This is a genomic window from Aquimarina megaterium XH134, assembly GCF_000520975.1.
Lineage (GTDB): Bacteria > Bacteroidota > Bacteroidia > Flavobacteriales > Flavobacteriaceae > Aquimarina > Aquimarina megaterium.
In genome coordinates, this window is sequence record NZ_JACB01000036.1 from 19,202 (window position 1) to 34,237 (window position 15,036).

Annotated in this window: 14 protein-coding genes; 3 read left to right on the plus strand and 11 right to left on the minus strand. The window is 33.9% G+C overall.

Translation table 11 applies throughout. The features are described from left to right. Window positions 1-17: 17 nt before the first annotated feature. The 3 genes from Z053_RS0118920 to Z053_RS0118930 all read left to right on the plus strand — a co-directional run bounded on the left by Z053_RS0118920 (window position 18) and on the right by Z053_RS0118930 (window position 4,554). Entirely contained in the window at window positions 18-2,327 is a 2,310-nt protein-coding gene (locus Z053_RS0118920) for a M1 family metallopeptidase (protein WP_025666550.1), read from the plus strand. An 89-nt stretch (window positions 2,328-2,416) separates the two neighbouring features. After that, window positions 2,417-2,710 carry a Sec-independent protein translocase subunit TatA/TatB gene (locus tag Z053_RS0118925; protein ID WP_024768994.1) on the plus strand — a complete coding sequence of 98 codons (294 nt, stop codon included), beginning with the start codon at window positions 2,417-2,419 and terminating at the stop codon, window positions 2,708-2,710. Window positions 2,711-3,054: 344 nt separating this feature from the next. Further along, window positions 3,055-4,554, plus strand: coding sequence for a S8 family peptidase (locus Z053_RS0118930; protein ID WP_025666551.1), 1,500 nt, complete (start codon window positions 3,055-3,057; stop codon window positions 4,552-4,554). A gap of 67 nt (window positions 4,555-4,621) precedes the next feature. On the opposite strand, the gene Z053_RS0118935 is transcribed toward Z053_RS0118930, so the two are convergent. The 11 genes from Z053_RS0118935 to Z053_RS0118985 form a co-directional block, all read right to left on the minus strand. Then, a complete protein-coding gene (locus tag Z053_RS0118935) occupies window positions 4,622-5,263 on the minus strand; it encodes an O-methyltransferase (protein ID WP_025666552.1) in 642 nt (213 codons plus the stop codon). 55 nt (window positions 5,264-5,318) lie between these two features. After that, on the minus strand, window positions 5,319-6,416 hold the full coding sequence (locus Z053_RS0118940; RefSeq protein ID WP_025666553.1) for an amidohydrolase family protein: 1,098 nt from the start codon (window positions 6,414-6,416) through the stop codon (window positions 5,319-5,321). Between the two features lie 46 nt (window positions 6,417-6,462). Next, window positions 6,463-6,993, minus strand: a complete 531-nt coding sequence (locus tag Z053_RS0118945) for a 3-hydroxyanthranilate 3,4-dioxygenase (protein ID WP_025666554.1) — start codon at window positions 6,991-6,993, stop codon at window positions 6,463-6,465. Between the two features lie 131 nt (window positions 6,994-7,124). After that, window positions 7,125-7,904 carry an SDR family oxidoreductase gene (locus Z053_RS0118950; protein WP_025666555.1) on the minus strand — a complete coding sequence of 260 codons (780 nt, stop codon included), beginning with the start codon at window positions 7,902-7,904 and terminating at the stop codon, window positions 7,125-7,127. Between the two features lie 278 nt (window positions 7,905-8,182). After that, window positions 8,183-9,625, minus strand: a complete 1,443-nt coding sequence (locus Z053_RS0118955) for an aldehyde dehydrogenase (protein ID WP_025666556.1) — start codon at window positions 9,623-9,625, stop codon at window positions 8,183-8,185. A gap of 19 nt (window positions 9,626-9,644) precedes the next feature. After that, window positions 9,645-10,412, minus strand: coding sequence for an IclR family transcriptional regulator (locus Z053_RS0118960; RefSeq protein WP_025666557.1), 768 nt, complete (start codon window positions 10,410-10,412; stop codon window positions 9,645-9,647). A 32-nt stretch (window positions 10,413-10,444) separates the two neighbouring features. After that, window positions 10,445-10,861, minus strand: a complete 417-nt coding sequence (locus Z053_RS0118965; protein ID WP_025666558.1) for a RidA family protein — start codon at window positions 10,859-10,861, stop codon at window positions 10,445-10,447. Between the two features lie 104 nt (window positions 10,862-10,965). Beyond that, on the minus strand, window positions 10,966-12,366 hold the full coding sequence (locus Z053_RS0118970) for an FAD-dependent oxidoreductase (protein ID WP_025666559.1): 1,401 nt from the start codon (window positions 12,364-12,366) through the stop codon (window positions 10,966-10,968). Then, entirely contained in the window at window positions 12,363-13,631 is a 1,269-nt protein-coding gene (kynU, locus tag Z053_RS0118975) for a kynureninase (RefSeq protein ID WP_025666560.1), read from the minus strand. The genes Z053_RS0118970 and kynU overlap by 4 nt, the downstream gene beginning before the upstream one ends. 214 nt (window positions 13,632-13,845) lie before the next feature. After that, on the minus strand, window positions 13,846-14,568 hold the full coding sequence (locus Z053_RS0118980) for a hypothetical protein (RefSeq protein ID WP_025666561.1): 723 nt from the start codon (window positions 14,566-14,568) through the stop codon (window positions 13,846-13,848). 87 nt (window positions 14,569-14,655) lie between these two features. After that, a complete protein-coding gene (locus tag Z053_RS0118985) occupies window positions 14,656-15,024 on the minus strand; it encodes a cupredoxin domain-containing protein (protein ID WP_025666562.1) in 369 nt (122 codons plus the stop codon). Window positions 15,025-15,036: the final 12 nt, after the last annotated feature.

The following is a 15,036-nucleotide window of genomic DNA, read 5'->3' on the forward strand; positions in this document are numbered from 1 at the left end:
AATTCAAAACCATTACAATGAAAAAGATACTTTTAGTCCTTTCGGTGACTTTTTTGATATCGGGTATTTCATATGCTCAAAATCAAGAAGAGGCTAAAAATGTTCGTGAATTAGGGCATACTAATCAGAACAAATTCAAACAAATGTACGACGAGTTTGCAACTCCCAACATGTACAGAACAGGTTCTGGAGCCCCGGGTCCGGCTTATTACCAGCAACAGGCTGATTATAAGATGGATATTGAACTTGATGATAAAAACAAAAAACTATCAGGAAAAGAAACCATTACATATACTAACAATTCTCCTGATGATTTAGAATTCCTTTGGGTACAACTGGATCAGAATATGCGAGCTAAAGACTCTAAAACTCCATTAATTCAATCAAATGGAATTGACCCTGCAACAACACCAGGAGGTTTTTTAAATAAATATCTTGCAGAACCTTTTGACGGTGGATTTAATATTACTGCAGTAAAGGATAGTAGTGGAAATCCACTTAAATATACAATCAATAGAACTATGATGCGTGTAGAGATGCCTAAAGATTTGGCATCTGGCGAGAAATTTGTATTCTCAATTGATTGGTGGTACAATATTAATGATCATGTAAATGGTAGAGGTAGATCTGGATATGAAGAGTTTGAGGATGGAAATAGAGCGTATGTTATCGCTCAGTTTTACCCTCGTATGGCAGTGTATAATGATGTTGAAGGGTGGCAAAATCACCAGTTTTGGGGTAGAGGAGAGTTTGCATTACCATTTGGTAACTTCGAAGTAAATATTACTGTTCCTGCAGATCATATTTTAGACGGAACCGGAGTATTAGTAAATAGAAAAGAAGTATTTACAAAAGACATGATGAGCCGCTATGAAGCAGCAAAGAAATCATATGATAAACCAGTTGTTATTGTAACTCAAAAAGAAGCTATAGCAAAAGAAAAAACATTTTCAGAAAAAAAGAAAACCTGGAAACTAAAAGCCGAAAATGTACGTGACTTTGGTTTTGCTACTTCAAGAAGATTTATTTGGGACATGATGGCTGTTAAGATTGGAGGGAAAGATATAATGGCAGTATCGATGTATCCAAAAGAAGGAAATCCTCTTTGGGAAGATTGGTCTACAAAGGTAGTAGCTAGTACATTAAAATCGTATAGCCGAATGACCTTCGATTACCCATATCACAAAGCCATCTCTGTACATGCAAAAAATCAAGGTATGGAGTACCCTATGATTTGCTGGAATTACGGAAGACCAAAGCCTGATGGTAGCTATAGCGATCGTGTAAAATATGGAATGATGAGTGTAATTATCCACGAAGTTGGCCATAACTTTTTCCCGATGATCGTGAATAGTGATGAAAGACAATGGACTTGGATGGATGAAGGTCTTAATACTTTTGTGCAATATGTTGCAGAACAAGATTTTGGAGAATGGTATCCAAAAGCATTAGGGAATGATAAAAAATATCCATCTCGTCGTGGGCCAGCAAAAAAGATTGTACCGTATATGAGTGGAAATCAAAATTTCCTATCTCCAATTATGTCTCAATCTAATAATATTCACCAATTCGGACCTAATGCATACTCAAAACCAGCAACAGGCTTAAATATCCTAAGAGAAACCGTAATGGGAAGAGATCTTTTTGATTATTCATTTAGAACATATTCTCAGCGATGGATGTTTAAACACCCAACACCAGAAGACTTTTTTAGAACTATGGAAGATGCTTCTGCTTTTGATCTAGATTGGTTTTGGAGAGGATGGTTCTATACCACAGATTATACCGATATTGGAGTGAAAGAAGTGAAGAAATTTGTAGTTTCTAAAGAACCAAATAAAAGAGTAAAAGAATATGCTGCATCTGTAGGTGCTAAAGTTGAAGATCTAGGACCACTTGTATATATGGTTAAAGAGGGAAGCGAAGAATATGAAACGATTAAAAAGAATGGAAATATTATTAGTGATGCTAAAACATTAAAAGCATATCTAATGGATAATTTTTCTGTTAAAGAGCGTGAAAAACTTAAACAACCTAAGTTTTTCTATGAGATTACCTTTGAAAAACCAGGTGGACTTGTAATGCCATTGATCGTAGAATACACCTATGAAGATGGAACAACAGAGACAATAACATATCCTGCAGAAATTTGGAGAAAAAATGATGTTGAGGTAAAAAGAGCTGTAGCTTCTGAGAAAGAGATTTCTAAAATTGTCGTTGATCCTAAACAAGAGACAGCAGATATTGATACCTCTAATAATAGCTGGCCTAAAAGAAAGAAATTAGGAAAATTTGAGCAATTTAAAAGCAAAGTAAAAGGACAGTAACCTATTCTTTTACAAAAGATAAATAAAAGCCGTCCCGAAGTCTTTTCGGGATGGCTTTTTTACACAATATTGATTATATTTGCATTGTTATGACAACCTTACCTTTATTTATTAGCGGAACCGAAATTGCCTTTATTGTTTTTATATTGGTTATGGTTTTTGGAGCAGATAAGATTCCTGAGATTGCACGAGGATTGGGTAAAGGAATGCGTATCGTTAAAGATGCAACCAATGATATTAAAACCGAAATTACCAAAAGTGCAGAAAAACATGGTATTGATACCGATATTCCTACTTCTATTACATCTGATATAAAAAAGGAGATCGACCAGGTCAAAGATGATATTGATAAAGTTACTGGTCCGATAAAACGCAAATTCTAAATTGCGATATCCTTTCCTAAGCTTATTTTTGTTTGTTTTTCCTTGTAAATTCTGATTAATATTCAAAAAAAGTGATTTTTTTTTAAAATATTTTCACTTTTAATATTAACCGATTAAACACCCCGTAAACACTGACTTGTTACAAGGCTTCAGTAACTTTTTTTGGTCCTATGCAAGCATAATATTGATGTTTTTTCTGATTATATGACAATTTAATTGTAAAATATTTGAATATAATTTAATACATTAGCTGTGAAATTATTAAAATGATAATTATTCGTAATTTTTACGAGATTGTCATTTATTGACTTTTACACACAAACTCTTAAAAACTTATTCTAAAAATGAAAAAGATTACTCTTCTAACTTTAGGACTAATTCTTGTATTTTCTTGCTCTAAAGAAAATCCTAATGAAATTGTAGAACCAAATTCAGAAATTTCTGAATCTCAAAAATTACTTTCTGTATCAGAAGTTAATACGTATATCGAAGGCGAATTAAAACAAAATGGTGATGTAAACTGGATGAAAGCACCTTCTGCGGTATTATGGAGTGCTGTAGTACACGGTGGAGAAGTGTTAAGTGTTGGTTTTGGAGAAAAAGGAGAAAGTTTCTCTATCCAAAGATCATCAAGACTAAATGATGCTAGAGAAAATGTATATAGTATTATACAGTCTAAAGAAGGAGCAAGTAAGTCTAATTCTGTAATATCTGCCGATGAAATACTTAATGTAACTGATGTAAAAGTTACTAGTTTAGAAACCATAAAAGCTTTACAAAAAGCAGATCAAATTCGTTACTTAGACCCAATTGGTTATGGTTTTTATCTACAAGAAGATAACTCAAACCAACAGAAATCTGCGGGATGTAGTAAAAGTGGACAATCTATAAATAGCGGGGATTATAGAGTAATTTCACCTAATGCACGATTACCTTGGAATTTTGACATTCATAAAGTACCACAGGCTTGGAATTATAGTACCGGGGCAGGTATCACTGTTGGTTTGATTGATACTGGAATTTCTGCAAGTCAGAATTTACTTGGTAGTGGATTTAATGATGGGGTTTCTAATGGAAGGTTTGTACAACGATTTGGTACCTTTATCGATTCTCCATGGTGGTGGTCTAATAACTTAGATGGCCCAAATGATAAGTGTGGGCATGGTACTTCTATGGCATCAGCAATTGCATCACCTCGTAATGATGATTTTATGCCAGTAGGAGTAGCGTATAACTGTAATTTGGTTGCTTATAGAGGAACAGAGGATGTTGTACTAAATGATTATCATGAGCGTAAAGGAGTAAGTAATGCATTAAAAGCATTAGGAAATAGAGGAGATGTTAAGATTATCTCGATGTCTATTGGGTATCCCTGGTCTATTGGTAATGTAAAAGATGCCGTAAAATATGCATATGGGAAAGGGAAAATGATAATCGCTGCGGGAGGTACATCGACTTCGTTTACAAATTGGTATGGTGTTATTTTTCCGGCAAGTATGTCAGAGACTGTTGCGGTTACAGGTATAAAAGATAATGGATATAATCGTTGTAATATCTGTCATGATGGTAGTAAAATCGATTTTACTATTGTGATGGAGAGAGCAGGAAACTCTAATAGAAATGTACCTGTATTAGGGTTTAATACAGGAATACAAACTTATGTAGGAGGATCTTCTGTTGCAACGGCTACCACAGCAGGAATTGCTGCTTTGGTATGGGCTCGTAATCCTAATATGACTAGAGCTCAAGTGCTGGATAAACTAAAGAAAGCAGGAGAGTTTTACCCTAATCGTAATAGTAAATTTGGTTATGGTAATATTGATGCATTAAAAGCGGTTCAATAAAAACAGATGAAATATAAAACATAAGGCTGTGGTATTTAGATGCCACAGCCTTATATTTTTGTAAAAGTTATAGTACTCTACTAATGGTTAACCCATCTCTAATAGGTAATAATACAGTTTCTATTCGTTTATCTTCGATCAAAAGTGTATTGTACTCCAAAAGAGCTTTGGTAGAAATATCTTCTTCTTCAACTTTTTCGATTACTTTACCATTCCATAATACATTGTCTGATAAAATTACACCTCCAGAATTCATTTTATTAATAACCAATTCAAAATAAGTAGGATAGTTAGGTTTGTCGGCATCTATAAACACCAGATCAAATTTAATATTCAGATTTGGGATAATTTCGGTAGCATCACCAATATGTTGATGAATTTGTTTTCCATAACCAGAAAGGTCAAAATATTTTCTTTGAAAATCTTCTAACTCTTCATTAATATCAATGGTATGCAATTCTCCATCTTTTTGAATCCCTTCGGCAAGGCATATGGCAGAATACCCTGTATACGTCCCTATTTCCAGTATGTTTTTTGGGTGAATAAGTTTAGCTAACATGCTTAAAACACGCCCTTGATAAGCGCCACTAAGCATTCTGGGTTGTAATATTTTTTGATATGTTTCACGATTTAATTGTTGTAGTAATTCAGGTTCTTTTTGGGTATGGTTTACTACATACGTATCCAGTTCTTCAGGAATAAAATGCATGATTATTGGTTTTTAGATACAAAATTAGAATGTTTTATAACGATTTTTGATATTCCTAATGAACTTTTTCTTTACCTAAAATTTTATCTATTAAATCTTGCTTTGCTTTTTCATTATCTCCAAATAACCAGCGTAAAACATTATCTTCCCAGATATCATCATATTCTTCTGTAGTTATAATATTACGATCCAATGCTAAATCCAATATTTTTCCTGGGTAAGAAGACTGTGGTTCACTTTCCATTTCACCCAACGGATAAGGATCGTCTAGCCCCATAATTACCTGATCACTACCTTGTCGTTCTACAGTTAGTTTTAATGAATCGGTATCGTGTACCAGGGTATCAAAATATATATTAGGATGCCCTACCGCTTTTCGAGGATGTTGTTTTCCTTTAAAGAGGTCTGGTCTTCCGTCAAATCCCTGGATACGTCTTCCTAAATTCATTTGTGCTAATTGCCCTCCATGAGCGAAGCAAGTTCTAATGTTTGGATAGCGAGTTTGCATCCCGTTAAGAGTATAAAAATGATAAGCATCACCACATTGGGCAAGCATCCATACCAAGTGAAAACGCCAGGAAACATTTTCTAATTTGATCATTTTATCACCATCATAAGGGTGAACTTCTATAGCTAGTTTATATTTGTCTGCTAGTTCAAAAATCGGATCATTTTCCTCATCAAAAATACATCGCCACTGTCCGATAGAATCCATAAAGTGAGTGGGTAAGCATAGTACATGCATTCCTAATTCTTCTACACAACGCTCCATTTCCCATAGTGCTCCGTTAATGAATCCAGGGTGTATAACAAAACCACAAGAGAACTTATCTGGGTGATCTTGTTGTACGTGGGCATTAAAATCATTTTGAAATCGTAATGCATGTTTCATTTCTTCTAGACGTAAACCGTTACCATATAATTGAGAAAGGTTTAATACTACTGCATGATCAATTTTATTTTGCTCCATCCACTCTAATTTTTCATCTAAGAAAAAACTAGAATGAGTAACCGGGCGTTTCCACCCTTTTTGTAACATGTACTTACGTTCATCATCTACCCAAAAAATCTCTTTGTCTTTCATGAACTGAGGAATCTCTTCTGGGTATGGCAGTAAATGTGAATGACCGTTTATGCGAAGTTTTCTTTTCATTATAGATGTTATCCCTGTTGTTTATACAGGAATCTTTTTAATTAGGTTATTGTTTTTTCTTTTTTGGAGCATCCATTACGCTTCCACAATTAGAACAAGTGCATTTTGTTTTGTCACTATAATATGTATCAAAAATTATAGGCATGTCGGTTTCTATATTGTCCAATGCAAATTTTTCTCTATATAGTTGAGTATTGCAATTTTCACAATACCACTCCAGAGCATCCATCATTTTTTCTTCTCGTGGATATTCAATCACTAAACCTACTGTATTTGCCCCTCGCTGTGGAGAATGTGGGACTTTAGGTGGTAATAGATAAATATCACCTTCTTTGATATGAACATCTTTAGGTTCGCCATTATCTATTATTTTTAATACCATATCTCCTTCTACCTGATAGAAAAATTCTGGTGTTTCATTATAATGATAGTCCTTTCTATTATTAGGTCCCCCAACAACCATTACAATAAAATCTCCGTCTTTCCATACACATTTATTACCAACAGGAGGTTTTAGTAAATGGCGATGTTCGTCTATCCAGGCTTTAAAATTTAATGGTGAAACTAGATTGCTCATATGCTTGTTTTAATTTAGATGTGTTGTTTATTCTATAGCATAAATACTATCATTATAATCTACACTATTGATTAGTATTTTGTATTAAATTTAATTATTTTGATTGTTATTTTGTAATAACAAATAGTTAACTATAAGGACTTTGTTCTTCCTCCATCAACAGGAAGGTTTATTCCGTTGATATAAGATGCAGCTTCAGATGCCAAAAATGCTATAGCATAAGCTATTTCTTGCGGTTTGGCAAATCGTTTTGCTGGCACTTCATTTTTCATAGCATCAGAAGCTTCTTCTATTGATTTTCCTAGTTTTGTTGCTTTGTTATTAATGATTTCATTTAGTCGTTCTGTCGCCGTGGCACCGGGCAACACATTGTTTACAGTAATTCCAAATACGCCAAGTTCATTAGCTAATGTTTTTGACCAGTTTGCTACTGCACCACGAATGGTATTAGAAACACCTAGTCCATTTAATGGTTGTTTTACAGAGGTTGAAATAATATTGATTATTCTTCCATATCCTTCTTTTTTCATTCCGGGGACTACAGTTTGTGCCAGGATATGATTACATTTCAAGTGTTGGGTAAAGGCGCGTTCAAATTCTTCCAGAGAGGCATTAAACACTGGTCCTCCAGCGGGCCCTCCTGTGTTATTTACTAAAATATGAAAAGCTTGCTCTGTAGCAGAAATTTTTTGCTGTAGGCTTTCTGGATTCTGAAAATCTGCTACGATATAAGTATGCGATTGCCCTTGATCTGTTGCTAATTCTGTTAAGACGTGTTGAAGTTTTTCTTCATTCCTGGCAACTAAGGTAACATTGGCTCCTAATTCGGCTAATTGTTTAGCAGATGCTTTTCCTATACCTTGAGTACTCCCGCACACTAATGCATTTTTATGAGTTAGACCTAGATTCATTTTTTTAGTATTGAGTATTTAGATGTTAGTATTGAGATGATTATCGAAATTTTCAATTTCATATTTTCTAATGTGTTTACTTATAAAAGTTCAAAAATGTATTCTTCTGTTCATTATTTATTTTTATACGCTACAATTATTTAAAATGTTTAAAACAGATGTAAACAGTATTTTTATTAATAATTATCTGATTTATTACATTTAAGTATCAGTAAATCTTATTTTTTCTAGTTGCCTGATCTCTTAATTCTGATTCCTCAATACTTAATACTCATATCTTAATATTGTATACAAACGTTTTTAGGTTCGGTAAAAAATCTTAATGCTTCAAATCCACCTTCTCTACCTACACCAGAATCTTTTGTACCTCCAAATGGGGTACGTAAATCACGCATCATCCAGGTGTTTACCCAAACGATACCAGCTTGTATGTGCTTTGCTAAATACATACTTCTATTTAAATTATTTGTCCAAATTGTACATGATAACCCGTAGCGCACATTATTTGCCATAGTTAGAGCATCATCATCATTATCAAATGGCATAATCGTAACAACTGGTCCAAAAATTTCTTCTTGCGCCAATCTGCAATCTGTAGTGTTAATTTCGATAATGGTTGGTTGTAAATAATACCCCTTTTCATATCCATTTACCGTTACATAATTGCCACCACAGAGAATAGTACCACCTTCTTCTTCTGCTATATCGATATATGATTTTACTTTTTCTAAATGGGATTTTGAAACTAGTGCACCTAAATTAGTTTCGGGATCAAGAGGAGCACCAACTTTTAGCGCTTTGGTTTTTGCAATAAAATCAGTTTTGAATTTATCATAAATCGTTCTTTCTATAAATATTCGGGAGCCACAAAGGCATATTTGTCCTTGGTTTGCAAATGATGATCTTAGTGTTGTATTAAGCATTTTATCATAGTCGCAATCTGCAAAAATGAGATTTGGGTTTTTACCTCCCAACTCCAGAGATAATTTTTTAAACATTGGAGCAGCAGTTTTGGCAATATGTGCTCCTGTTGCCGTTCCTCCTGTAAAAGAAATGGCTTTAATGTTTGGGTGTTCTATAATGGCTTGCCCAGTAGTATTCCCTAATCCATGAACAATGTTTAAAACACCTTTTGGTAAACCTGCTTTAGTACAGATATCGCCAAGTAAATAAGCTGTCATTGGTGTAATTTCACTAGGCTTGGCTACTACAGTATTACCAGCAGCTAATGCCGGAGCAATTTTCCATGTAAATAAATAGAGTGGCAGATTCCACGGAGAAATACACCCCACTACACCGATAGATTGCCTTAGGGTAAAATTAATAGCATTTAAGCCTGTGCTTTCATGCGCTTCGCTTGCAAACTGTGTAATTGCATTAGCAAAAAATTGAAAGTTGGAAGATGCTCTTGGAATATCTACACTGGTAGATAAGCTTAAAGGTTTACCATTGTCAATAGTTTCTGCTTGAGCAAGTTGATCCAGGTTTTCTATTATTAATGATGCTATCTTAGCTAAAATTTCGCTACGTTGTTGTAATGGTGTTTCTGACCAGCTAGGGAATGCTTGAGCAGCAGCGTCATAGGCGACCTGCACATCTGCTGTCGAAGAATTAGGAATTAAACTATATATAGCACCAGTAGATGGGTTGTAGTTATCAATCCACTCATCTTGTACAGGAGCTTTGAACTCCCCGTTAATATAGTTTTTAATTTTTTTCATGCGTTCTCAATTTTTTTAATTAACTGAAAATGTATTTTAGTTGCTCGGCAGTTTGTTTCAAATCTCCCGTATAAGTTTGAATTTCATTTTCATTAAATCTAGCCGAGGGACCAGAGGTACTTATTGCGGCAATAAATCTTCCTTTAGTACTAAAAACAGGAACAGCAACACATACCAGTCCTATTTCATTTTCTTCCAGATCCAAAGCAAAACCATTGTTTTTAATATTCTCAACTTCGATAATTAATTTTTGTTTATCGGTTATTGTGTTTTTAGTGACTGACTCTAAATCAAGATTTTTAATAATTTTTTTGTAATCGTGTTCTACAAATGCAAGCATAATTTTTCCCAATCCAGTGCAATGCAGAGGTTTTTCTGTACCAATCTGTGAATTGATTTGTAAATCATGTCTTCCTACAACTTTGTCTAAGAAATATACTTTTTGATTTTTGTAAATAGCTAAATGAGCGGTCTCACCAGCACGTTTTACCAATTCTTCCATAAAGGGCCTTGCCTTAGATATGAAATTTTGATTAATGCTTACTTTTTGCCCTAATTCGAATAATTTAAGCCCTAATCGGTATTTGCCGTTTTCTGTATTTTGTTGAATTACATTAAGGGCTTCCATAGTTGCTAACATCCTGTATACCGCACTTTTATTGGTGTGCATTAGTTTCGCAATTTCGGTAACACCTAATTCTATTGTATCTGTTGAAAAGCAGTCTAGAATATTGAATGCTTTTTCAACCGAAGTATTTAGAATTTTTTTGTCTATGGCATTACTCATGATTACCTTGATTTTTTAGAGATTACAAACTTTTAGTTTTGTTTTTTGTAGGCAACTACCTTTATTTCTATCAATAAATGAGGGTGAGGTAATTGATGCACAGCTACAGTAGTCCTTGTTGGTCCATCATAATCAAAATATTGAGCATAAACCTTATTATAACCTCCAAAATCGTTCATATTAACCAAAAAAGAAGTAACATCAACAATATCTTTTAGGGTTGCACCTTCTTCTTTTAGAATATCATTAATGTTTTCTAAAACAGCTTTTGTTTGTGCTTTGATATCTAGATTTGTCGTACCAAATTCATCTACTTCTACTCCTTCGAATGAATTATCTGGTCTTCTGGAACTTGTGCCAGAAACAAATATAAAATCTCCAACACGTTTTACATGTGGAAACTTACCTCTTGGAGTGGCTTTACCTTGTATTAGTTTTCCTTTGTTCATGGTTAATAGTATTGAAATATTAATGTTACGTATAGAGAATCTATAATTTTCATTTTTTGTTTAGAAAAACTTACGTTTTCCGGTTCTTGTTTTAAGTGCCATACTTATTTTAATCCTGCAATTTTATCTTCTTCAAGTATTTCACTGGTTTCCTGTTGTACTTGATCAAATATGCTTTTTAAATCTTTTGAGGTGTCAATTTCATGATCGGCAATTAAGTTTAGTAAAGCTTTATCTTGCGCTCTCCCAATCTTCATGGCTTTGGCATACCCAATGTTTTCATCAAAAGTGACCATAGAATATTTTGAGAAGTAAGTATCGGGAAATGTTTTTTCTAAATCCATTTCTAGTTTTCTTTTTTCTTTAAACAAGGGATTGGCTACATGATCGCGCATCTCGAAGTAATTATCAATTGCTAAATCTGCAATGGCATCTGTATCTTCTTTTCGCACTTTTTGATATGCTTTAAAAGTAGCACTCCAATCTCCCTGATGTTGTTCTAAAATTTCATCAAAAACCACAACATCTTCAAAAGAAGCGTTCATTCCCTGACCATAAAATGGTACAATTGCATGGGCAGCATCCCCAATCAATAGTGTTTTCCCTTTGTAGCACCACGGTGAGCATTTTACAGTACCTAATGCTCCTGTTGGATTGTTAAAGAACTCATGGTCAATATCTGGAATTAAATCAAGAGCATCAGGGAATTGTGTTTTAAAGAATTCGGTAACTTTTTCAATATTGGTTAGATTATTAAAATTGTACTCGCCTTCATCATAAGATAAAAATAGGGTTACCGTAAAACTACCATCTAAATTTGGTAAAGCTATAAGCATATATTCGCCACGGGGCCAGATATGCAAATGATCCTTACTTATTTGATGGTTTCCTATCTTGCCTGCCGGAATTTCTAATTCTTTATAGCCATGTGTTAGATAATTCTGAGAGTAACTAAACAGGAACTTTTTTTCGAGATAATAACTCTTTCTAAGAGCAGAACCTGCACCATCTGCACCAAAGATGATATCTGCATGTACTTCAAACTTTTCTTTCGTTGTATAACATTTAAATTTTGCAACTGTATTTTCGATATCAACACCAGTGCATTTTTTGTTAAAATGAATGGTCACATTCTCATATTTTTCGGCTTCGGTTAATAGCAATCCATTTAAACCTCCTCTAGAAATAGAATTGATGTATTTTCCTGTTCTTCCAGAATAGTTAGAAGCAAATGTATTTCCTTTGATATCATGAATCATCCTACCATACATCGGGATACAAAACGGAGTTACTTTATCTGCGATACCAACCATTTTCATGGCTTTTAAACCACGATCAGACAACGCGAGATTGATAGAACGCCCTGCAGAGATATCGGTAGTTCTTAAATCAGGTCTACTTTCATATACAGTTACCCGGTATCCTCTTTGTGCCATTCTTAATGCTAAGAGAGAGCCACATAGACCTGCACCAATGATTAGTATATTTTCTTCTTTTTGCGTCATACCAGTGTTTTTAATATTTCGGTCATTCGATATACATCTTCAAAACTATTGTATAGCGGCGTTGGGGCACAACGAATAACATCAGGTTCTCGCCAATCTGTAATAATATGATGATCTGTAAGTTGTTGATGCAAACTTTTATCTGCATTCTTAACCTGAACAGATAATTGGCATCCTCTTTCCTCTGGATTAGTGGGAGTAATGATTCTGATTCTATCGGTATCTATCTCGTTAATTAAAAATTCGAAATACCCTGTTAATGCTTTAGATTTCTTTCTCAAAGCATCCATTCCTACTTCATTAAAAATATCTAGAGAAGCTTTAATCGCTGCCATAGATAGAATAGGAGGGTTGCTTAATTGATATCCTTCTGCACCAGGCATAACATCAAATTCTTGACGCATGTTAAAACGGGTGTTTTTATTGTGACTCCACCAACCGGCAAAACGTTTTAGATCTTTGTTATATGCATGTTTTTCATGAACAAATAATCCTCCCAAACTGCCAGGACCAGAGTTTAAATATTTATACGTGCACCATGCAGCAAAATCGACTCCGGATTCATGTAATTCTGGTTGGATATTGCCAACGCCATGTGCCAGATCAATACCAACCATACAATTTTTAGCATGTCCCAGATCTGCAATTTTCTTAAGATCTAAATATTGACCTGTGTAATAATTAACGCCTCCAATTAATAATAAAGCAATTTCGTCGCCTTGTTGATCAAGAATAGTTTCTAAGTCCTCTAATCGCAATAATTCTTCACCAGAACGTGGTTTCCATTCTATTAACCCTTCTTTGGGATCAAAACCATGAAATCGCAATTGAGATTCTACTGCATATCGATCAGAAGGAAATGCATCACTCTCTATTACAATTTTATATTTAGTTTTATTGGGTTGGTAAAAAGATACCATTAACAAATGTAAATTGGTAGTTAATGTATTCATGATAACTACTTCTAGAGGTTTTGCACCGACTACTTTTGCCATAGTATCCGTTAAAAACTCATGATATGGCATCCAGGGATTTTTGGCTTCAAAATGGCCTTCTACACCATAATTAGCCCAATCCTCAAGTTCTTGCTGAATGTACTTTTTTGTAGTTTTTGGTTGTAACCCCAAAGAGTTACCGCACATGTATATCCAATCGTTTCCGTTATTGTCTTTTGGAATATGAAATTGATCTCTGTATTGTGCTATTTTATCTTTTTGATCAAGCTCTTTTGCGTATTCTAAACTAGCTTTTGATGCTATGGTCATCTCGAGTGTTTTAATAATTGAAACAGTGTTTCACTAATTTACAAAAATAAAATGATACTAAAAGCAATAAACTTAATTTTGATATGTGTAAGATTAAATTAGAAGCAATACTATGTGCTATCCAATTAGAAATAACTCAGTAAAACGAATCTTGAAATGAGATATGTTACATAATATAAATGACTTCGAAGAAGTATGAAGATTACTATGGTTTTTAATCAGTAATTACTTCAATTTCTGTAAAATAGAGCTTTCTGTTTCCTTCATGAAGTTTATGAGTTTTAGCAATTTTAATACCATTAAAATTCTGATAATTTTCCCAAGTCGTTATCATAGAAGGTTCTGGTTGGTTATTTTTTCGAAATACCCATTCTTTGATGCTAAAATCTCCTTCAAAATAAAAATCATAGGCATCTCCAGGGGTATATCCTCCTTTTTTGTACACTATGGTTAATTTTTGCATTTCGACATTACTTATAGGAGCGATGGCTTTTACTTCATGTTTTGAAGTAAAACTAGCTGCATCCCAAACAAGATTGAAAGGAGCTAATAACCAATATTTATCATTAATAAATCTTTGATCTGCTTTAGTAGAAGTGCTATCTAATTGAGTTCTGTTATAGGTTATGGTATCCTGCTCAGAGGTTAAAGTCACCATATCATTTTTGGGTTTCCAACTCCAGGATCTATGATAATGGCTACTGTCTCGATCAACATTAAAGGTGAATTTAATTTCTTTTACCTTATCCCAATGCTGTAATCCGTTGGCATTAGCAATTGCTTCTGCCGTTGTTGGTATTTTCTTTTTATTCTTATCTGCCAAAGGCTCTGGGTCTCTAACTTCTATATCCTCTTCGTATGTATTTTCTTTTTTAGTGTTGTTGTTACATGCGACACATAATAAAATAGATGATAATACTATTAAGGCTTTTTTCATTGTGGGTTATTTTTGGCTAAAATATAAAAAGAAAAACCTTGCTAATCGAGATTAACAAGGTTTTAGGTTTTAAAAAGATAGAGAGAATTACTCTACAATCAAAGTGTATTGAGGAGTTTTGTTTAAAGGACAAAAATATTTGTAGGTTCCTCTTTGTAATTTAACTGTTTGAGAGCTTTCTGTTTTTCCTTCAGCTACGACTTTGGTTACATATGCTGTTTTGATATGATTTTCGGCGTTAGAAGCGTCTTTTCCTTCTGGAACTAGTACAAAACCAACATCTGTTCCTGCATGGTTGTTGGTAATATTGAATACATAGCTTCCTTCTGATAGTTTTATTTCTTTTTGAGTGAATTCTCCTTTAGTCTGCTCTAAAGAAACGTTTTTTACTTTTTGTGCTTGTGCACTAAATGTGATTGCTAAAATAAATGAGAATACTGTAATTAACTTTTTCATGATTTTGATACT